General features: G+C 67.3%; 13 protein-coding genes. 6 read left to right on the forward strand and 7 right to left on the reverse strand.

Annotated features, from left to right (window positions below; all coding sequences use genetic code 11):
- Positions 1-870, reverse strand: an 870-nt coding sequence (locus AB4Y99_RS15170; protein WP_441523881.1) for a LysR substrate-binding domain-containing protein, incomplete at its 3' end; no start/stop codon positions are given.
- A 121-nt stretch (positions 871-991) separates the two neighbouring features.
- Here AB4Y99_RS15170 and AB4Y99_RS15175 point away from each other — a divergent pair.
- Both AB4Y99_RS15175 and tyrS read left to right on the forward strand, forming a co-directional pair.
- Positions 992-1,219 carry a DUF1127 domain-containing protein gene (locus tag AB4Y99_RS15175; RefSeq protein WP_038365749.1) on the forward strand — a complete coding sequence of 76 codons (228 nt, stop codon included), beginning with the start codon at positions 992-994 and terminating at the stop codon, positions 1,217-1,219.
- A gap of 95 nt (positions 1,220-1,314) precedes the next feature.
- Positions 1,315-2,568 (forward strand): tyrosine--tRNA ligase, encoded by a 1,254-nt coding sequence (gene tyrS, locus AB4Y99_RS15180; RefSeq protein WP_441523882.1) that lies wholly within the window; start codon positions 1,315-1,317, stop codon positions 2,566-2,568.
- Between the two features lie 183 nt (positions 2,569-2,751).
- Here tyrS and AB4Y99_RS15185 read toward each other — a convergent pair whose 3' ends face one another.
- Positions 2,752-6,207, reverse strand: coding sequence for a hypothetical protein (locus tag AB4Y99_RS15185; RefSeq protein WP_441523883.1), 3,456 nt, complete (start codon positions 6,205-6,207; stop codon positions 2,752-2,754).
- A gap of 288 nt (positions 6,208-6,495) precedes the next feature.
- Between AB4Y99_RS15185 and AB4Y99_RS15190 the strand changes: the two genes are divergently transcribed.
- Both AB4Y99_RS15190 and AB4Y99_RS15195 read left to right on the forward strand, forming a co-directional pair.
- On the forward strand, positions 6,496-6,771 hold the full coding sequence (locus AB4Y99_RS15190; RefSeq protein WP_441523891.1) for a redoxin domain-containing protein: 276 nt from the start codon (positions 6,496-6,498) through the stop codon (positions 6,769-6,771).
- On the forward strand, positions 6,657-7,967 hold the full coding sequence (locus AB4Y99_RS15195; protein WP_441523884.1) for a M23 family metallopeptidase: 1,311 nt from the start codon (positions 6,657-6,659) through the stop codon (positions 7,965-7,967). Before AB4Y99_RS15190 ends, AB4Y99_RS15195 begins: the two co-directional genes overlap by 115 nt.
- A gap of 162 nt (positions 7,968-8,129) precedes the next feature.
- On the opposite strand, the gene prfB is transcribed toward AB4Y99_RS15195, so the two are convergent.
- The 3 genes from prfB to AB4Y99_RS15210 form a co-directional block, all read right to left on the reverse strand.
- A protein-coding gene (gene prfB, locus AB4Y99_RS15200; RefSeq protein WP_441523885.1) for a peptide chain release factor 2 occupies positions 8,130-9,258 on the reverse strand; the annotation gives its coding sequence in 2 pieces (ribosomal slippage) (positions 8,130-9,188 and positions 9,190-9,258; 1,128 coding nt in all).
- Positions 9,259-9,432: 174 nt separating this feature from the next.
- Entirely contained in the window at positions 9,433-11,877 is a 2,445-nt protein-coding gene (locus AB4Y99_RS15205) for a penicillin-binding protein 1A (protein WP_038365742.1), read from the reverse strand.
- Between the two features lie 141 nt (positions 11,878-12,018).
- Positions 12,019-13,221: an N-acetylmuramoyl-L-alanine amidase gene (locus AB4Y99_RS15210; RefSeq protein WP_441523886.1), complete on the reverse strand. Its 1,203-nt coding sequence runs from the start codon at positions 13,219-13,221 to the stop codon at positions 12,019-12,021.
- Between the two features lie 718 nt (positions 13,222-13,939).
- On the opposite strand from AB4Y99_RS15210, the gene AB4Y99_RS15215 reads away from it, so the two are divergent.
- Both AB4Y99_RS15215 and AB4Y99_RS15220 read left to right on the forward strand, forming a co-directional pair.
- Positions 13,940-16,741, forward strand: coding sequence for an Rne/Rng family ribonuclease (locus tag AB4Y99_RS15215; RefSeq protein ID WP_441523887.1), 2,802 nt, complete (start codon positions 13,940-13,942; stop codon positions 16,739-16,741).
- Positions 16,742-16,878: 137 nt separating this feature from the next.
- Positions 16,879-17,232 (forward strand): hypothetical protein, encoded by a 354-nt coding sequence (locus AB4Y99_RS15220; RefSeq protein ID WP_441523888.1) that lies wholly within the window; start codon positions 16,879-16,881, stop codon positions 17,230-17,232.
- 13 nt (positions 17,233-17,245) lie between these two features.
- Here the strand turns inward: AB4Y99_RS15220 and AB4Y99_RS15225 are convergent, their stop codons facing one another.
- Complete coding sequence (locus AB4Y99_RS15225; RefSeq protein ID WP_441523889.1) at positions 17,246-19,549, reverse strand: mechanosensitive ion channel family protein; 2,304 nt, start codon at positions 19,547-19,549, stop codon at positions 17,246-17,248.
- A gap of 83 nt (positions 19,550-19,632) precedes the next feature.
- Entirely contained in the window at positions 19,633-20,823 is a 1,191-nt protein-coding gene (locus tag AB4Y99_RS15230; protein ID WP_441523890.1) for a pyridoxal phosphate-dependent aminotransferase, read from the reverse strand.
- Positions 20,824-21,133 lie beyond the last annotated feature (310 nt).

Here is a 21,133-nt window from a genome sequence, read left to right on the forward strand (position 1 = left end):
GTCGCGGAACAACCTGATCTTGCGCTCGCGCTGGCGCTCCGGCGGATAGACGATCCAGTAGGAGCGGTCCCCCCGCACTGCGTGTTCAATGGCGAAGACGAGCCGCCCGGCCGCGATGTCATAGGCGAAGAGTTCCGGCGCCGCCATCGCGACGCCATGCCCGCGCAGCGCCGCCTGGATGTTCATCGCCTGCATCGATAACGCCATCGTGGCCCGTCCGCCGGGCTTCGGCGCCGCGATACCGACATCGGCGAACCAGTTTGCCCACCAATCATCCGTCGGGCTGAGCAGCGGGGCCCGCAGCAGGTCCTGCGGCTCGCGCAATTGTAGCCGCTCGCGCAGTTCCGGCGTGCAGAGCGGTGCGTAGTGGCATGCGAAGAGCTTCTCCGCGACCAGCCCGGGCCATTCGCCCATCCCGAAGCGCAAGGCCAGGTCGACCGACTCCGTCGCGAAGTTGACGAGATGCTCCGAGGTCCCGACCCGCACCTCGAATTGCGGGTTCTCGATCTGGAACTGGGCGAGGCGCGGTGAAAGCCAGGTGATCGCCATCGTCTGCAACGCCGAGATCGTCAGGACCGTCTGGTTCTCTTCGCAGAGATCGCGAAACACCGTGCCGATATCGGCGAGCGCCTTCGCCACCGGCCCGGCAAGGCGTTGCCCGATCGCCGTCAGCACGACCTGGCGGGGCTGGCGCACGAACAGCGCGGCGCCCACTCGGTCCTCCAGCAAGCGGATCTGGTAGCTCACCGCCGCCTGCGTCATGCCGAGTTCCTCGGCCGCGCGGGTGAAGTTCTGGTGGCGCGCCGCAGCCTCGAAAACGCGGACCGCGGCGAGCGGAGGAAGCTTTGGTGGCGGCGGATGCGCGGGCATACCGAACCATAAGCCCTCTTTATGGCAGGTGACAATCTTCCGCTTTGTCGTCCCGCGCCATCCGGCTCAGATTCACCTCACACCGCCAGGCGCATCGCCTGCCGCCTCCGAGGATCGGATCATGACCTGCCTACCGCAAACGGCGCCGCTCGCCCCCCGGGCCGGCGCCTCCTTCCTGCTCGGCCTGCTGGCGTCCTGGCAGCGTCATGCGGCTGCCGCCCGCACGCAGCGCCGCCTCGCCATGCTGGACGACCGCGCGCTTTGCGACCTCGGGCTCTCGCGCGATGTCGTGGACCCGCCGCATCCCAGCGACGCTGCCGGATTATGGCTCAACCGCATTCCCGGATGAAGGCCGCCGGCGCCTTCGCCGCAAAAGCGGTTTCCACTTTGGCGGAACATGCTCTAGACGACGGCGGACCCACAAACGCCAGATCGCAAGCCGCCATGACCACCTACAAATCCGATTTCCTGCGCGTCCTCGACGAGCGCGGCCTCATCCACCAGGTCTCCGACCCGGCCGGCCTCGATGCTCTGTGCCGGCAGGGAACCCAGACGGCCTATGTCGGCTATGACGCGACCGCGACCTCGATCCATATCGGGAACCTGATCTCGCTGACGATGCTCTACTGGTTCCAGGAGACCGGCCACCGCCCGATCACGCTGATGGGCGGCGGCACCTCCATGGTGGGCGACCCCTCCTTCCGCGACGACCAGCGCAAGCTGCTGACCGTCGAGGAGATCGCCACCAATATCGAGAGCATCAAGCGCGTCTTCGGCCGCATCCTGCGCTATGGCGACGGCCCGACCGACGCGATGATGGCCAACAACGCCGATTGGCTGCTGAAGCTGAACTATGTCGAATTCCTGCGCGATGTCGGCCGGCATTTCTCGGTCAACCGCATGCTGTCCTTCGATTCGGTGAAGCTCCGGCTGGACCGCGAGCAGTCGCTGTCCTTCCTCGAATTCAACTACATGATCATGCAGGGCTACGACTTCGTCGAGCTCAACCGCCGCTATGGCTGCCGCCTGCAGATGGGCGGGTCCGACCAGTGGGGCAACATCATCAACGGCGTCGATCTTTCGCACCGGATGGGCGGCCCGCAGCTCTACTGCGTGACGACGCCGCTGCTGACGACCTCGTCCGGCGCCAAGATGGGCAAGACCGCCAACGGCGCGGTCTGGCTCAATGCCGACGTCTTCAGCCCCTATGATTTCTGGCAGTATTTCCGCAACACCGAGGATGCCGATGTCGGCCGCTTCCTCAAGGTATTCACGCGCCTGCCGCTGGACGAGATCGCCCGGCTCGCTGCGCTCGGCGGGGCCGAGCTGAACGAGGCGAAGAAGATCCTCGCGACCGAGATCACGGCGATCGTCCACGGCCGCGAGGCCGCCGAAGCCGCTGCCGAGACGGCGCGCAAGACCTTCGAGGAAGGCGCCCTCGCGACCGACCTGCCGAGCGTCGCGATCCCCCGCGGTGAGATCGAGCCGGGCCTTGGCGTGCTCAGCGCCTTCGTCAAGGCAGGGCTCGTGCCCTCGACCGGTGAGGCGCGTCGGCAGGTCAAGGCCGGGGGCTTGCGCGTCAACGATGTCGTCGTCACGGACGAGCGCGCCACGCTCGGCCTCGCCGATCTGACCTCGGATGGGGCGGTCAAGCTCTCCTTCGGCARGAAGAAGCACGTCCTGCTGCGGCCGGAATAGGCACAGGCCCGATCCGGCAAGGACAGCTTCGGCAAGAACAAGCAACCTCATCCGGTCGCGCCGTCATTCCCGGGCTAAGCGAGGCGCAGTCCGGAAATGTCTCGCCGTGAGAGGCGCCGTTCCTCCACGAGACGCTCGGGGCAGGCCCGAGCGTGACCGCAAATCTCGCCTCGTCAGTATCGCTCAGGGCCGTGGCGGCGCCTGCCCCGGCTGGACCGGCCGCTGCTCGGGTGCCCCGCCGAGCGGATCGACGAAGCGGCGCAGGATACCCGGTGCAAGGGCGGAGAGCGGGTTGATCGTCATGTTCGGCGCGCTGGCCGGGCCGGAAATGCGGAAATTCACCGCGAAGAGCCCGCCATACTGGCTGCCGCCGCCGAGCAGCGCCCCCACCACCGGCACCTGCGCGAAGGCGTTGTTGAAGGCATAGCCCGGCACAAAGGTGCCGCCGATGTCGACGCGGTCGCGGCCATAATCGACATGGCCCTGAAGGGTGAAGCCGACCTGCTGGCCCCAGATCACCATGTCCGAGACGTCGAGCCGGCTGGCGGAGCGGGTGAACTCGGCGCGCAGCTTGGTGAAGGCGACTTCGCTGACGTCGATGCGGACGTCCGGTGGGTCGCCTCCGGTACGCTCGCCCGTGAAGGCGCTGCTCGACGAGGTGCCGACGACGCGTCGCAGCGCCGGCTCGTTGCGCACGAGGAAGTTGCGGAACAGCAGGTCGCCGCTCTGGTTCTCGCCTGTCCCCATGGTCAGGATGAGGTCGCCGCCATAGGCCTTGTTGTAGAGATCGAGGAAGCGCAGCAGCGAGCCGCCATTCTCCGTCTGCACGACGAGCTTGCCGCCCTCGCTCTGGCGCTGCCTGACAGTCACGTCGGCCTTGCCGATGCGCCCCTGGAAATTGACCATGCGCAGATCGCCGCCGCGTTTGGAGAATTTCAGCGTGCCGTTGGTGATCGCCTCGTTGTTGAAGCCGGTCAGGATCGGCACGTCGAGATCGACGTCGTAGTCGCCGCCCTTCTGCTGCGCCGAGCGATCGCCACGCGGCGCCTGGGCTGGGCTCTGAACGTCCTTGATGAAGGGCCGCAGATCGGCCACCGCGCCGCGGACAATGACTTTGGTGACGCCGCCGTCCCGCTTGATGTCGAGCTTGAGGTTGTCACCCGGCGAGAGACGGAACTGCGTCAGGCTCGCGCTCTCCAGCCCGTTCTGCTTGTTGAGCTCGACGCGCCCCCTGATCTGCGCACTGCCTGCATCGAACGAGAAATCGTCGAGATCGGGCCCGTCGGTATCGAGGATGTAGTTGAAGCTGACCTTGCCCGGCCGTCCGGCCGGCTTGCTCAGGCCCGGTATCGTTCCGTCGAGCCCGACCTTGGTCAGGTCGATCTCGACCCGCGGTGGCGTGTTCAGCTGGCCCTTGCTGAAGCTTTTCACCACCTTGACCGGCAGCGCGCCGGAAATACCGGAATCCGGTCCGATGCCTCGTCTTTGCCGTGCCGCCGCATCGAGGGAGAGCAGCAGTGTCGCATCACCCTGCCCCTTCGCATTCTGCTTGATCTCGATTTGCGTCTTGTCGCCGCCGACCTTCGCGTCGCCACGCAGCGCCAGACCGTTGCGATCGAAATTCATCGTGAAGGAGCCGGCGTCGAGCTTCTCGGTTCCCAGCATCGTGTCGGATGCGACATTGGACAGGATGCCGTTGCCGCTGATCGACACCTCCTCCGTCTTCAGGTCGTTCGCCAGCGGCAGGGTGAGCGCGACCTTGAGGTCGCTCGCGCCCTTGATCGCAGCGGGGTCGATCTGGCCCGGGGTGAAGTCCTTCAGCGCCGGAAAGCCCAGCAGAGCGGTCAGCGAATCCATCGAGCCGGCAATCCGAAACGCGATATTCGCCGGGGCGCGATGTATCCAGTAGTCCGGCATCGCGAAGCTGGCGTCGCTCAGCCGCATGCTGCGGCCATTGCCGAGATCGGCCGTCGCCTGGCCGATCGCAAGTTGCACCGTGCGCCCCGTGACCTTGCCCGCAACCACCGCATCCGTAAGGGGCGGCAGGCCGGGGTCGGGCAGATATCGCACCTGATCGGCGTCGATGACGACGAGCAAGGCGCCGTCGGGCATGCCGCCGCCATGGATGAGCTTGGCGTGATCCTCCGCCGGCAGGTCGAGATCGACGGTCAACGACTTCATGTGTCCGGCCGCGAGTTGCCGCTCCAGCGTGTTGTGCACGTCCGGGGAGGTGAACTTCGGCCAGATCGCCAGAAGTGCCCTCGGATCGGAATCCATCGCCTTGACATGGAAGCGCTGCAGCGGGGAACTGCCGACGCGCTGGACGAAGGCGGTCATGTCGACCTTGGCCTTGGGACCGCGGATGCTGAGCTCATCCACTCCGACCGCGCCGTTGGCGGGATCGATTTTGAGATTGGCCTTCAGGCCGTCCATCTGCACCGCCGGGTCGCCATCGAGCCCGGCGAGCTGTCCCTTGGCGTCGAGTTCGAGACGCCAGCCGCCATTATCCTCGCGCAGCGAACCGGAGGAGACGAAATGCGTCGCGCCGGCATCGATCTCGGCCCGCACGATGTTGAGCTGGGTCAGATCGGGGCCGCTGGCCACCTCCAAATGGGCCGAAGCGAGCTTGACGGTCGGCATCGGGCTCTCCGGGAAGCGGATCGAACCGGATTGGACGTCGATCTTGGCCGTGATCGACTGCTTGCCGTCGGGCGTCTGCCGCAGCGTCGCCTTGCCTTGAAGGGGGAGGCCCTCCAGCTCCATCCCGCCCGTCCCGAAGGCCAGCGCGACGGCCTCGGCCGGCTCGAAGCGCTGGATATCGATATCGGCGCGCTGGGTTCCGTCGGCTTCGGTGGTGAGATCGACCGCCATCTCCTTCCAGCGTTGCCCCGTGCGGCCCTTCATCGTCAGGCGCGTGCCGCGCTCGCCGATCCGCGACAGCCGAATCTCGACATCCTCGAAGCCGGCCTTCTGGCGCCCCTCGGGATCGACCAGCGAAAGGCGGGCGCCGTTGATGCCGGCGTTCTCCAGTGCGCCGAGCAGCCCGTCGCCGCGCGCCAGCGTCGAGATCGCGCTCATGATGCCGGTGAAGGCATTCCACTGCGCGGCATCGGGAACCGTCGCGGGTGGCGGTGTCTCTGCGGGAGCCGAATCGGCGTTCACGACGAGCGCGCCGTTTTTGTCGACGCCGAGCCGGACGTTGACGCCGCGCAAATCGATCGAGACCAGGCGGATATCGCCCTTGAGCAGCGCCATCGGCTCATAGCCGAGGATCGCCTCCGGCGCCCGGATGACGGCGCCGCTCGAGTGACGGAACGAGACTTGCCTGACCCTGAGCTGAGAATGCCCGTCGATGCGGCCGAGCTCGGCCGAGGCGGCCTCCACCTTCCAGTCGGGGCCCAGCCGCTCCTCGATCGCGGACGAGATTCGCCCTTCGAGACCGGAGAGCGGAATGATCCCGGTGACGAGCAGCGTCACGGCCGCGCCGGCCAGCACCACGGCAGCGACCACGATCGCGACACAGATCGTGATCAAGCCGGCCCTGGCGCGCTTCTTCACGACCTCCGCATCGCAGGCCGCGCCCTGCGGCGCCGGCTCGCCCTGCCCGGCAAGCGCAACCTTTGCTTCCTGCTCCGCCAAAATGCGCGTGGTCCTCTCGGGCGTCGGTGCCGCTTCCGACAAGGTGCAGCAAAAGCGCCCCTTGCCGCAATCTCGGGAGACGGCATGGATGTCGATGTGACCTGACGATGCGATTCGGCAACCCGTAACCGGCGGCTGCCTCGTCTTTCGCCAGATCGCGCCGCTCCCCGGCCAGTGAGGGACGGGTTTCGTCGGGCACACGAACCCGATCGGAGAACCGATCCTACTCAAATCTAGCGGCTGCAGCGGTCCATGCCCCCCGAAGGCGACAAAAGGAAGGCGGAAACGATGGTTTTGCAGGAAGGTGAAGCGGCCCCGGATTTCCGTCTGCCGCGCGATGGCGGTGGCGAGGTCACGCTGGCCGGCTTTCGGGGGCGCAAACTGGTGCTCTACGCCTACCCCAAGGACGACACGACCGGCTGCACGCGGCGTTTCCCCCGGTACCGCGTATGCATGCACAGCCTCACACAGCCCCGTCCCTCCCGGTCAGCGGGCTCGTCGTCCACAAGACCTACACCATCCGCCGTTCGACGATGCTCATGGGTTTGGGCTGGCTCGCGCTGATGACGGCGTGCAGCGGCACCGCCGGCTGGTACATCCTCAGCAAGGACGACCTCGCCGCCCGCATGATCGCCCGCGAGACGACGCGGCAATACGCCTATGAGGACCGCATCGCCGCCCTGCGTGCGGATGTCGACCGTTATGCCAGCCGCGCCTTGCTCGACCAGGACGGTGTCGAGTCCCGCGTCGACGAGCTGGCAACCCGCCAGGCCGAGCTCGAATCGCGGCAGTCGCTCGTGACGGCGATGACCGATGCATTGCAATCCAACGGCGTCCTGCCGGCCAACAGGCTTCCCCTGCGCCCACGCGTGGCCAAGCCCGAGGAAGCGATTCGGGCCTCGGGCGTGACGAGCTTCGCGCCGATCATGCCGAGCAAGCCGACCCCTGCCCCCGAGACGCCAGCGCTGCGCGGCGCCGAGGCCAACGCCCAGAATGGCTGGCAGTCGGGCGAGGTCGCCCCGCCCGAGCCCCCCGCCAAGCGGGTCGAGGCGAGCCTGGAGAAGCTCGACAAGGCCATGGCCCGAACCTCCGACGCGCAGCTCGACGCCCTCAAGGAGATGGACCAGAAGGTCGCGGAGGCGCAGAAGAAGCTGCGCAGCGCGCTCGCGGAAACCGGGCTCGACACCGACCGCATGGCTGCCCCGGCCATCGTCGATGGCGGCGTCGGCGGCCCGCTGGTACCGGTGAAGCTCGATCCCTCGGCCGGCCCCTTCGAGGCGACCCTGACCACGCTGCAGCCGCGTCTGACCTCTCTCATCCGCCTGCGCGGCCTCGCCGAGCAGATGCCGCTCGGCCGGCCGATGACAGGCGATCACGACTTCACCTCGAATTTCGGCTACCGCACCGATCCCTTCACGCGCGGGCTGGCAATGCATACCGGCGTCGATTTCCGCGCCGCGCCGGGCTCCCCGATCCTCGCCACCGCGCCCGGAAAAGTCGTGGCGGCCGAATATAACGGCGGCTACGGCAACATGGTCGAGGTCGAGCACGCCAACGGGCTGAGCACGCGCTATGCCCATATGTCGGCGATCTCCGTCTCGGTCGGCCAGATGGTGAAGGCCGGCACGGTGGTCGGCAAGGTCGGCACGACCGGCCGCTCGACCGGCCCGCATCTGCATTACGAAACCCGCATCAACGAGGAGCCGGTCGATCCGACCCGCTTCCTCAATGCCGGCAGCAAGCTGGCGAACATTCTCTGATGCGCAGAGCCCCTTTGTCATTCCCGGGCATTGCGCAGCAATGAGTCCGGAGCCCATGAACACGGCGCAGCAAAAAGGGCGGCATGATTGCCGCCCTTTTTCAATTTCCGCGCTCATGGGCTCCGAACCGTGCCGTTGCGCGCCGGGATGGCGATGTCGGGCCTAGTCGATATCCTCGACCTCGACCTCGGTGCCGTAGACGCGCTGGGCCAGCGACGCCTCCATGAACGCGTCCAGATCGCCGTCGAGCACGTCGGCAGGCGCTGTCGAGCTCACGCCGGTGCGCAGATCCTTCACGAGCTGATAGGGCTGCAGCACATAAGAGCGGATCTGGTGGCCCCAGCCGATATCAGTCTTGGAGGCCTGCTCGGCATTGGCCTTTTCCTCGCGCTTCTTCAGCTCGACCTCGTAGAGGCGCGCGCGCAGCATGTCCCAGGCCTTGGCCCGGTTCTTGTGCTGCGAGCGTTCTTGCTGGCAGGAGACTGCGATGCCGGTCGGGATATGCGTGATGCGCACCGCCGAATCCGTGGTGTTGATGTGCTGGCCGCCGGCGCCCTGGGCACGATAGGTGTCGATGCGGCAATCCGATTCGTTGATGTCGATGACGATGCGGTCGTCGACGACGGGATAAACCCAGATCGACGCGAACGAGGTCTGCCGCCGGGCATTCGAATCGAAGGGCGAGATGCGCACGAGGCGGTGCACACCCGATTCGGTCTTCAGCCAGCCATAGGCGTTGTGGCCCTTGAACTGCAGCGTCGCCGAYTTGATGCCGGCCGTGTCGCCGTCCTGGTATTCGAGCGTCTCGACCTTGAACTTTCGCCGCTCGCCCCAGCGCCGATACATGCGCAGCAGCATCTCGGCCCAATCCTGGCTTTCGGTGCCGCCCGCGCCGGGATGGATTTCGACATAGGTATCGAGCATGTCGGCTTCGCCCGAGAGCAAGGTCTCGACCTGCAGCCGCGCCGCTTCGTCCTGAACGGCCTTGATCGCCTGCTCGCCCTCGGTGACGGTGGCGTCGTCGCCCTCCATCTCGCCGAGTTCGATCAGCGTCAGAGCGTCGTCGAGCTCGCGCTCGAGCTTCCCGATACCCTCGATCTGGGTCTCGAGCCCGGTGCGCTCGCGCATCAGCTTCTGCGCGGCTTCGGCATCGTTCCAGAAATCGGGCCCCTCCGAGAGGGCGTTGAGTTCCGCTAGGCGGCGCTGGGCTTCATCCCAGTCAAAGATGYCTCCTCAGCAGTCCGATCGACTGCTTGGCGTTATCGAGTTGCGTCTGGATTTCGGGGCGCATGATCGTCGTCAGATCTTCCGTTGTCGGTCTTGGATTCGTAGCGCTGAGATAGGGGCGAAAGACCGCGCTGTAAACGCCCGCCTCATCTTGCCGGGTCCCGGGGCGTTCATCCCCACCAGCAAAGACAAGGCCCGGATGCGTATCCGGGCCTTGCTGCATCGTGAAAAGCGCTCGTCAGTAGAGGCCGCCGGTGCCCGAGCCGACCGCGCGTCCGCCACCCGCCGGCGCGGCGAACGGGGCGCTGCCGTCGCCCGAGCCGACGACGGAATAGCTGTCGGGCGGCGCAGTGCCGGGCTTGAAGGCCTCGAGGATGCCGCCCTCGCCGCCGGCACGCATGCCAGTGCGTGGATCGACGCGGATCAGCTTGATGCCGGCAGGCACGCGGAACGGCGTCGCGGGCTTGTCCTTGAGCGCCACCGTCATGAAATCGCGGAAGATCGGCGCGGCATACTGGCCCGCCGTCGCGGAGGTGCCGAGCGACTTCGGCTTGTCGAAGCCCATATAGACGCCGACGGCGAGGTCCGGCGAGAAGCCGACGAACCAGACGTCCTTGGCATCGTTGGTCGTGCCCGTCTTGCCGGCGAGCGGCTTGCCGACGGACTTCACCACGGTCGCCGTACCGGCATTGACCACGCCTTCCAGGATCGAGACCATCTGGTAGGCCGTCAGCGGATCGATGACCTGCTCGCGGTTGTCGATGAGGCGCGGCTCGGTCTGGTTCGCCCATTTATCGGCGTTGCAGCCCTCGCAGACGCGCTGGTCGTGCCGGAAGATGGTGGAGCCGGTGCGGTCCTGGATGCGGTCGATCARSGTCGGMCGGATGCGCTTGCCGCCRTTGACSAGCATCGAATAGGCCGCCGTCATCCGCATCACCGTCGTCTCGCCGGCGCCGAGCGCCATCGAGAGCACGGGCTGGAGATCGTCATAGATGCCGAAGCGGCGGGCATATTCCGCGATCAGCGGCATGCCGACATCCTTGGCCAGGCGCACCGTCATCAGGTTCTTCGAGAACTGGATGCCGTAGCGCAGCGTGCGCGGCCCCACCGACTTGCCGTCGAAGTTCTCGGGCCGCCACATGCCCAGCCCCGGCCCCTGGTCGATCTCGATCGGCGCATCGAGGATGATGCTGGACGGGGTGTAGCCATTGTCCAGCGCCGTCGAATAGACGAAGGGCTTGAAGGACGAGCCCGGTTGGCGCATCGCCTGGGTGGCGCGGTTGAACTCCGACTGGTCGTGCGAGAAGCCGCCGACCATGCCGAGCACGCGGCCGGAGAACGGGTCCATCACGACAATGGCGCCATTGACCTCCGGCAGCTGACGCAGGCGGGCATAGCCCGGCCGGTTCTCGATCGGTTCGACATAGACGACATCGCCGGCCGAAACCACCTGCGAGACACGGCCACGGCGGGTCCATTTGATCCCGTCCGCCGCCAGCGTGACCGTTTCGCGGCGGGTGTTGAGGTTGCCGGCATTGTCGCGCAACGGATGCAGGCCGAGCCTGGCGCTGTCGCCGTTGGCATCGAGCACTACGGCGAGCCGCCAGGGCGCGACATCGCCCAGCACCGGCAATTCGCCGAGCGCCTTGCCCCAGTCCTGCCCGGCGATATCGAGCTTCTGGATGGCGCCACGCCAGCCGCGCGCCTCGTCGAACCGCACGAGACCGTCGACCAGCGCCTTGCGCGCCGTCAGCTGGATCTTGGGATCGACCGTGGCACGGACCGACAGGCCGCCTTCGAGCAGCTTCTTCTCGCCATAGCGATCCTGCAATTCGCGGCGGATTTCCTCGGCGAAATAGCCGGCGGCGATGTTGTTCGGCGAGACCTGGCGCGGATTGACGCCGAGCGGCTGCTTCTTGGCGGCTTCGGCGACGTCGCGCTTGACGTAACCGTTCTCGACCATGCGGTCGATCACGTAGTTGCGGCGCTCGATCGCGCGATCGGTATTGCGGAAGGGCTGCAGATCGCTCGGCGCCTTCGGCAGCGCCGCGAGATAGGCGGCCTCCTGCAGGTTCAGCTCATGCACCGACTTGCCGAAATAGTTCAGCGCCGCCGCGGCGATGCCGTAGCTGCCGAGCCCAGGCGCCGGCGCGCCGAGATAGATCTCGTTCAGATAGAGCTCGAGGATCTTGTCCTTCGAGTAGGTCGATTCGAGCTTCAGCGCGACGAGCGCCTCGCGGATCTTGCGCTCGAGCGACTGCTCCGAGCCGACGAGGAAGTTCTTCGCCACCTGCTGGGTGATGGTCGAGGCGCCCTGCGGCCTGCGATTGGCGCCGCGGTTGCGGAAGTTATAGATCGCGGCGCGGGCGAGGCCCTCGGGATCGACGCCCATATGCTTGTAGAAATTCTTGTCCTCGGCCGAGATATAGGCATCGACGACGAGCTTCGGCACCGCCTGGATCGGGATGTAGAGCCGGCGCTCGCGGGCATATTCGGCGATTAGGCTGCCGTCGCCCGCATGGACGCGGGTCATCACCGGCGGCTCGTAGTTCCGCAGCTGGGCGTAATCCGGCAGATCCCTGGAATAATGCCAAATCAGGCCGCCGAGCACGGCCGCGCCGATCACGAAAGCGATCGTGCCGGCAGCGAACAACCATCCGAAGATTCGCAGGATAAACCGCATCTCAGGTCCCGGACCCCATCTCTGCCACCCGGCGCGCGCCGAAACGGGGCGCTTTGCAACGGCAAGCTATAACATGACCGTGATGGCGGAACCGTGGCTTCGCGACCACAATTCGTGTCAACTTGACACCATCTCGCGAACTTAAGGCGCGTGCCGGTTCTCGGCTGCCTGCCCGACAGAGGCACGCTCCCGGGCAAAGTACTCGTCCACCGCCGCACCGACGGCACCAACCGCTTTTCCGCGCCATTCGGCGGAAGTCAACAGCTCGGCATCCTTCGGGCTCGACATGTAGCCGAGCTCGATCAGCACCGAAGGCACGTCCGGCGCGCTCAGCACCCAGAACCGCGCGGAGCGCAGCGGGATCTTGTGCATCCGGACCGAGGCCCCCATCTTTTCGACCAGATTGCGGGCGAAGACCCCGGAGAAGGTCCGCGTCTCGCGTCGCGCCAGATCGATCAGGATGCCGGCGACGTCCTGCACCTCCTCGCTGGTTTCCAGCCCCGCCACGGCATCTGCCTGGTTCTCTTTGGCGGCGAGCCTGGCAGCCTCGGCGTCGGTCGCCCGTTCGGAGCGCGTATAGACGGTGGCACCCCGGACATCCTGGGCCTGCGTCAGCGAATCGRCATGGATCGAGATGAACAGGTCCGCCTTTTCGTCCTGCCCGATCTTCACCCGGTCGCCGAGCGACACGAAGCGGTCGTCGTCACGGGTCATCACCACGCGATAGCGGCCGGAGGCTTCGAGCTGCTGCTTCAGCGCAAGGCCGAAATTCAGCACCACCGATTTCTCGGCAATCGAGGCGACGAGCGTACCGGGGTCGATGCCGCCATGACCGGGATCGATGACGATCGTGCGGCGCGCCTCTCCCGTGGGCTTCGCCGGCGTCGGCAGGGCGGCCGTGACGTTCGGCTTCCTCGCCTTGGCGGCCTCGGCCAGGAATTCGGCGCGACCAGTCTTCCGGAGCTCRATCACCAGTTCGCCGAGCCCGCCCCGAAGGGCACGAACCTCGGCCTTCGCGATCGCCGCGGGCTGCGAAAGGTCGATGATGATTCGGGCCTTGTCGGCCGTGAACAGCCCGTAGCGATAGGCGCCGATGAAGCCGGCGGTCTTGCGGGCGCCGGGCTGAATCTGGAAATTCGTCGATGGCATCTCGACAATGACGCGGTCGGGCGCTGCCTGCACCCAGGCCTCGACGTCGATGACGGTCGAGAGCGCCATGGTCAGCTTGACGATGTCGCCTTGCTGCTCGAGCCGCGCATCGGTCGCGACGGGAAATTCGCTCTGCGACCTGCCCGGCTCGCCGAACGCCGGAACGGCGCCGAGAAGGATGCACAGCCCCACCATCGGCCAGACACGGGACCACGCGCGCGAAACCGCTCTCCAGCGCCCCACAGCCCGGAAAAAGCCCGATTCGACCTGGCGGATGCGTGAAAACAGCTCAAAAATCCCGCTTGTCGTCACCAAGACTTAACCATAGCGACCCGAATTCCTAACAGGCCGTTACCACGACATCATCGCGCGATGAACCGCGCCGCCATGCGTTCCGCGCGATCCGGTTGCGATGTGACTTGCAAATCACTGTGACCTATCTGTAATGGAACATGGTTGCCCGCCAACCTGCCCATAGGACACATCCGGATCGAACCATCCGTCGGCGTCCGGAGCAGGTTGGGCCTCCGCCCATCCGGGCGGTGGCAGCAGGTCGACCGTAATGGATCGTCCGCAGAGGGCGGGCCGGGATCGCGAGTTCAGCGCCCTGCCCTGTCTCGCGAGCGTGCAAACGCGGAGCGTCCTGTCGAGAGACGGGCGCGCCGCAGGTCAGGGCAGATGACGGGGCAAGCGACGCCGCACGTATCATCGGTGAAGCATTCAAACCTGCGGGATTGCGCTGGGCGTTTCGTTCGCTCTGCCTTCCCCAGCCGCCTTCCTGTCTCGACCGACTTCTCCCTCCTGCAACATGCCGGCTCGCGCCGGCCCTTCAGCGGCGCCCTGGCTCGCGGCAGCGGATTCTTGTCCGCAGCCTCGCGGGTCTTGCCAGCGGCCGCGCCCATGGAAATTTCTGATGGCCAACAAAATGCTGATCGATGCCACCCACCCGGAAGAGACCCGGGTCGTGGTGGTGCGCGGATCCCGCGTCGAAGAGTTTGATTTCGAATCCGCCAGCCGCAAGCCGCTCCGCGGCAACATCTATCTCGCCAAGGTGACCCGCGTGGAGCCGTCGCTCCAGGCSGCCTTCGTSGAATATGGCGGCAACCGGCACGGCTTCCTCGCCTTCTCCGAGATCCACCCGGACTACTACCAGATCCCTGTCGCCGACCGGCAGGCGCTCATCGAGGACGAGGCGCGCGCCGAGCGTGACGAAGAGCGCGACGAGGAGCGCCGCGAGAAGCGCGGCCGCCGCGACCGCGGGCGCCGTGGCGACCGCGATCACCGCGCCAAGAAGGCCGCGGCCGACGAGACCGTCTCGGCCGAGATCGAGACGGCTGGCGAGAGCGCTGGCGAACATGTCGAGACCGACGGCAAGCAGGCCGCCATGGTCAACGAGGGCGCGCCGGCTTTCGGCGAGTCCTTCGCGCCGGCCATTGCCGAATCGGCGACCGAGGACGCCGTCGAAAACGCCGCGCCGCTGACCTTCGAGACGACGGAAGCGGTCGCATCGGCCGACGAGGCCGCCTCGTCCGAGAATCAGTTGGAAGCTCGCAAGCCTTCCGACCACGAGGATGGCGACGACGAGGATCATGGTGACGAGGCCGAAGAGGCTCCCGAGCAGATCGGCGGCGGCGACGCCCTCGACGACATGCCCGAGCGGCCGCACCGCCAGTCGCGCCGCCAGTACAAGATCCAGGAGGTGATCAAGCGCCGCCAGATCATCCTGGTCCAGGTCGTGAAGGAGGAGCGCGGCAACAAGGGCGCGGCGCTGACCACCTATCTCTCGCTCGCCGGCCGCTACTCGGTGCTGATGCCGAACACCGGCAAGGGCGGCGGCATCTCGCGCAAGATCACCAATGCCGAGGACCGCAAGCGCCTCAAGGAGATCGCCCAGGAGCTGGAGGTGCCGGAGGGCATGGGCCTGATCCTGCGCACGGCCGGCGCCTCGCGCACCAAGGTCGAGATCCGGCGCGACTACGAATATCTGATGCGGATGTGGGAGAGCGTGCGCGAGCTGACGCTGGCTTCCGTCGCCCCGGCGCTGGTCTATGAGGAGGGCAACCTCGTCAAGCGCTCGATCCGCGACCTCTACAACAAGGACATCGACGAGGTTCACGTCGCCGGCGAGGAGGCCTATCGCGAGGCCAAGGACTTCATGCGCATGCTCATGCCGAGCCATGCCAAGAGCGTGAAGCCCTATCGCGACCAGACCCCGCTCTTCGCCGCCTTCGGTGTCGAGAGCCAGCTCGACGCGATGTTCTCGAACACGGTGACGCTGAAGTCCGGCGGCTAYMTCGTCATCAACCAGACCGAAGCKCTGGTCGCGATCGACATCAACTCGGGCCGYTCGACCCGCGARCACAATATCGAGGACACSGCYCTCAAGACCAATCTCGAAGCGGCCGAGGAAATCTCCCGCCAGCTCAGGCTGCGCGACCTCGCCGGCCTCGTCGTGATCGACTTCATCGACATGGAGGAGAACCGGAACAACCGGGCCGTCGAGAAGAAGCTGAAGGAATGCCTCAAGGACGACCGTGCCCGCATCCAGCTCGGGCGCATCTCGGCCTTCGGCCTGCTCGAGATGTCGCGCCAGCGCATCCGCACCGGCGTGCTCGAGAGCTCCTCGATCCCCTGCCCACACTGCGCCGGCGCCGGCATGATCCGCTCGACGCCCTCCGTCGCGCTGCAGATCCTGCGCGCGCTGGAGGAGACGCTGATCAAGAGCGCCTCGCACAACCTCACCATCCGCACCCGGCCGGAGGTCGCGCTCTACGTTCTCAACCAGAAGCGCGCGCATCTGGCCGATCTCGAAAACCGCTTCGCCATCGCGATCACGATCTCGACCGATGTGAACCTGCTCGGCACCCGCTATTTCGAGCTGGAGCGCGGCGAGTTCGTCGGCAATGAGGGCCGGGTCGTACCTTCGCCCTTCAAGGCCGAGGCGGTCGCCTCCGATGTCGATGACGAGGCACTCGACGCCGCCGCTGAGGCCGCCGCGCTCGACGCCGAGACCGGCGACAGCGAGACGGCCGCCGGCGACGCGCAGGAGGAGCGCGGCGAAGGCGAGGCCGAGAGCCGAGAGAACCGCCGTCGCCGCCGGCGCCGGCGTCGTCGGCGGGGTGGCGAGCGCGACCAGCAGGACATGCAGGGCGAAGGCACCGCGAGCGAGGACGGCGAAGGCGGCGATGATGACGAGGGCGAGGAATCGGCAAGCGCCGAGACCGTCGTCGAGAGCGCGACCGAGGCTCCGGCAATCGAGGCGGTAGCCGCCGAGGAAGCCGCGTCTCCGGCCGAGGAGCCCAAGCCGAAGCGCAGCCGCGCCCGCAAGCCGAAGGCGACGAAGGAGGCCGAGGCGGCCAAGGAGGTCGCGGCCGATATCGTCGTCGCGGAAGCCGCGCCAGTCGAAGCCGAAAAGCCAAAGCGTAGCCGGTCGCGGAAGAAGGTCGTTCCGATCACCGAGGGAGGTGCTGCCGGGTCTGCGCCCGCGCCGGTGGAGCCCGAGGCGCCTGCCCGTGCCGAGAAGCCGGCCAAGGCTGCTGTGGAGCCCGCTGCGGAGGCCGAGCCCAGCGCCGCCGCTGCGCCGCCTGCCCCGGAGCCCGAGCCGGCTCCCGCTCCGCGCCCCGTCGAAGAGCCCGTCGCGGTCGTCCTGACCGAGCCGGATCCGACACGGCCGAAGCGCGGTGGTTGGTGGAACAAGCTCGCCGGCCGTTCCTGAGCCGAGAGAACATCGCAAGATCGAAAGGCCCGCTGCTCCGCAGCGGGCCTTTTTCATGATCCGACCTCGCCAGCCATTGGCCGCAGCCGCGAAGCGGGGCATCATCGGCAGGCTCGCAAGCCATCCGAGGGGCAAGCATGCCGCCACCGCGCAGCACGGAGCATGTCGTCCTGAGCGTCCTGTCGGCGGCGGCCTTGGCCGCGCTCGCCATTCTCGCATGGCGCGCCGTCGGCTGGTTGGGCGTCGGCGTGCTCGGCCTGCTCGTCCTGTTCATCGCCGTCAGGGTCGAACTCGAAGGCAATCGCCCGATGGGCCCGCAGCTGACGCCCGGCCTCTATGCCGACCAGTATCGCAGCGAGGTGGAGGCCGAGCCGGCTGCGCGTGCTGGCCGCCGCGCGGACCGCCTGTCGGTCATCGGCGCCGCCCGGCTCGCCCGCCTGTTCGGTGCCGTGCTCGCGGTGACGGGCTTCGGGCTGTTCCTGTTGCTCTGACGCTTGAGCGCCATCAGCCCGCCGCAGGCGCGAGCGGGGTTGGCGGCGGCACGGTCGAGATCGCCGCGGCCGCCCCGGCCTGCGTGCCCTGGTCGCCGCCGCGCACCGTGACCGCGTTCGAGGCGAAGGGGATCCTGGCCTCGTTCAGCGCCCGGTAGACCCGCTTCAGCGCCTCGCGCTGCAGCATCGAGGCCTGGTTCGGCTTGCCGGTGAATTTGAGCCGGATCACGATGGCGCTGTCGGTGATGTCGGCGACGCCCTGCATCTTGAGCGGGGCGATGAAATGCGGACCGAACTCCGGATCCTCGAGCAAGGCGAGCCCGGTCTTCTTGATCGCCTTGCGCGCCTGCTCGATATCGGCCGAATGGTCGAGGCGGACATTGAACTTCACCGTCGCCCAGTCGCGGCTCGCATTGGTCAGCGACGAAATCTGGCCGAACGGCACGGTGTGGATCTGGCCGCTCTGGTGGCGCAACTGGATCGAACGCAGCGAGATCTTCTCTACCGTGCCCTTGAGCCGGCCGGTATCGACATATTCGCCGACGCGGAAGGCGTCCTCGATCATGAAGAACATGCCCGAGACGATGTCGCGCACGAGCGTCTGCGAACCGAAGGAAAAGGCGAGGCCGAGAATGCCGAAACCGGCAAGCAGCGGGCCGATATCGACGCCGAGGCGGGAGAGCACGACGAGGATGGTCAGGCCGATCACCGCGCCGAGAATGACGCCGCGCAGGACCGGCAGAACCGTGGCGAGACGGGTCGGAACGGCATCGTCATGGGCGGCTTCCTCATCGGCGGGACCGACGACGAGGCGCTTCGGCGCATAGGCATCGAAGAATGCGCGCAGGAAGACCAGCGCCACCCAGCCGGCGAAAGCGAAGACGACCACGCCGGCCGCCTGGCGGGAAAAGACCACGAACTGGTCCGAGCTCATCCCGAGCAGCAAGGCGGCCCAGAGCCGCGCCAGCACGAAGAGGCCGGCTGCCCAGATCACACCGACCGCGGCGGCCCGCAGCGCCGCGCCGCCGGCCTGAGACAGAGGCGTCGCCCCCTGCGTCGTCTGGCGATGCATGGCCCGGCAATGCATCAGGCTGGAGATGCCCACGACGAGAATCGGCAGGATCACGATGGCGGTCTGCGTCAGCGCACCGGCTTCTGCCCAGCGCCCGCCATTCGTCATCATCGCCGCCCCGGCCTCGACGAGCCAGAGCAGGATGCTCGCCGCCATGTAGAACCAGGCAGCCCCGGCCGCCACCATGCGCCGCACCACGCCCGGCGACGAGGCCCCGGACAGCACCAGCGCCGCGAGGTCATGGCGCATGTCGTAGAACCACCAGAGCTTGAACAGCGTCACCGCGAAACCGGTCAGCGCGATGAGACCGGCAGCCGGCAGGGGATCATGCGCGACGTGGTGCGTGAGCAGGATGCTGGTGACGATCACCGGCGTCGCGATCGCATAGAGGACCAGCAGCCGGAAGTGATGGTCGGCCCGCGGCAGCGGCATGATGCGCCGCTCCGGCGCACCGGGCGCCAGCAGGAAACGGCCGACGGCGATGTAGATCGCTCCGATGGCAGCGCCGTTGGTCGCCGTCGTCAGGCTGATCGAGGCGATGTCGCTCTCCGGCAGCCAGGCGTTGCGGGCGATCCGCACGACCAGCAGCGCCAGCAGGATCGTCAGCATGTCCTCGGCGAGGCCGTAGGCGGAGGCGATCAGGCGCGGCGTGAATTCCGGCCCGGCCGGCACGCGCTTGCGGGCGAACCAGCCCGCACAGGCGGCCCGCACCAGGAAGGCCACGGCCAGCGCGAGCGCCACGATCGACAGGATGCGCCAGCCGGCCGGCAAGCCGGTTTGCCCATTGGCATTGCGCTGCCAGGCAGCCTGCCAATCCGCCGGCAGCCCGGCAATGCTCGGTATCGCCCTGTTGCCATAGTCGATGCCGTCGACGACCCGGTCGAGCAGCGCGTCGATCTGGCCGGAGAGCATGTCGTCCCCGGTCGATGGCATTCCGACCGGCGTGGCCTTCGCGGGCGCGGCCGGCTTCGATGCCGATTTTGGCTTCTTGTCGGTCGCGTCGGGCGCAGGCGGCGGAGCCGTTCCGGCCAGCCTGATCTCGACCTGCCGGCCGCCGGCCGACAGCGCGTTCACCGTATTGGCGATCGTCTCGGGCGTCTCGTCGCCGCGCAATGTCAGGACGACCGGGGGCTGGGCCGGCGTCTGGGCGYGCGCGGCATGGCCGGCAACGAGCATGGCCAGACAGGCCAGGACCAGAGAAACGCCCCATCTCATGACAGCCGGGCCGGCCGCGCCACGATTCATGGCAGATCTCCGCTTCGCGCTCGCCACTGACAATGCTGAGCTTTGGCGGAGCCTRGCAAGGGGCTCGCGCTCAAAGCTCGTCGTCAGCGCGTCTTGAGCCAGGTTCCGAGGCGCGAAACGGCCTCCTCGCATTCAGTGAGAGAGCCCGCGAAGGAGAGCCTGACGGTGCGCGCCCCACGCCCCTCGTCGAAATCGAGCCCGGGCGTGATCGCGACCCCCGCCCTTTCGAGAGCGTCGCGGCAGAAGCTCATGGAATCGTTCGAATATCGGCCGACGTCGAGATAGATGTAGAAGGCGCCGTCGACCGGCAGGAAATCCCCCAGCCCGATCTGCGGGAGGGCCTTCAGCAGGAAGGCGCGGTTCGCGGCGTAGCCGGCCTTGATGGCTTCACATTCTTCCGTCGCGTCGAAGGCAGCCTCGCCGGCGACCTGGCTGAGATAGGGCACCGAGATCGAGAAATTCTGCTGCAGCCGCTCGATCGTCCTGACGAGACGCGGCGGTACCACCAGCCAGCCGACTCGCCAGCCGGTCATGCAGTAATATTTGGAGAAGGAGTTGACGATGATCGCGTCGGGATCGGCGGCGAGCGCCGTGGTCGCCGGCGCCTCATAGGTCAGGCGGTGATAGATCTCGTCGGAGATGTACCAGAGCCCGAGCCGGCGGCAGCAGGCGGCGACCTCCGCGATGGCCTCAGGCGTCATCACCACGCCGGTCGGGTTGGCCGGGCTCATCGTCAGCACGCCGGCGAGCGGCTTTTCGCGATGGGCGCGCTCGATCAGTTCCGGCGTCAGCGCAAAACGGGTCTCCGGCCCGACCTCGATCGCGACCGGTTCCAGCCCGAGCGCGATCAGGATGTTGCGATAGGCCGGATAGCCCGGCGCCGTGATCGCGATCCGCGCACCCGGCTGGAAGCAGGCGAGGAAGGCCAGGATGAAGCCGCCCGAGGAGCCCGTCGTCACCACGACCCGCTCCGCCGCCACGTCCGCGCCATAAGCCTCGCGATAATGGCGGGCGATGCGAGCCCTCAGCGAATCCGTGCCCAGCGCCTGGGTGTACCCGATCCGGCCATCCTCCAGCGCATGCGAAACGGCGGCGCGGATCGAGCGTGGCGTCGGCGCGGAGGGCTGGCCGACTTCCATATGCACGACCGAGCCGCCCTTGCGCTCGATGGCCGCCGCCTGGTTCATCACGTCCATGACGATGAATGGGGCGACGCGCTCGGCCCGTTCCGCGAGGGCAGGCAGGCCGGAAGCTGGAAAGCTGGGTTGCGGCATCGTCATGTCCGGTTGCGGCGATCTGGCCCCGGGCGTAGCCGAGGCCGCCGCCGCCTGCAACCTGCGGCAAGGGAGCCGATCGGAGCATCCGGGTCAGGCTGGGCACTCTAAGCTGTGATTTGACGCCGGCACGYCGAGCAACCACAAGCACGGGCTGAAACGCTTCCGTGCAGGCGCCCATCCTGCGGGTGCCGCAAGCGAAAGGACGACGAGATGGCTTTCCCGACCCTCACCAGCCTGGCGCGCGCCTGCCTGCGCCCTGCCGGCCTCGCGCTCGGCCTCTGGCTCGCGACGGTCGCCGCGCCCGTCC

Source organism: Allobosea sp. TAB14, assembly GCF_052113865.1.
Taxonomy (GTDB): domain Bacteria; phylum Pseudomonadota; class Alphaproteobacteria; order Rhizobiales; family Beijerinckiaceae; genus Allobosea; species Allobosea spartocytisi.

Bases quoted from the DNA above. Each gene is read 5' to 3' on its own strand.
- AB4Y99_RS15230 (WP_441523890.1), bottom strand. From the start codon at position 20,823: ATGCCGCAACCCAGCTTTCCAGCTTCCGGCCTGCCTGCCCTCGCGGAA.
- AB4Y99_RS15195 (WP_441523884.1), top strand. From the start codon at position 6,657: ATGCATGCACAGCCTCACACAGCCCCGTCCCTCCCGGTCAGCGGGCTC.
- AB4Y99_RS15190 (WP_441523891.1), top strand. From the start codon at position 6,496: ATGGTTTTGCAGGAAGGTGAAGCGGCCCCGGATTTCCGTCTGCCGCGC.
- AB4Y99_RS15220 (WP_441523888.1), top strand. From the start codon at position 16,879: ATGCCGCCACCGCGCAGCACGGAGCATGTCGTCCTGAGCGTCCTGTCG.
- AB4Y99_RS15175 (WP_038365749.1), top strand. From the start codon at position 992: ATGACCTGCCTACCGCAAACGGCGCCGCTCGCCCCCCGGGCCGGCGCC.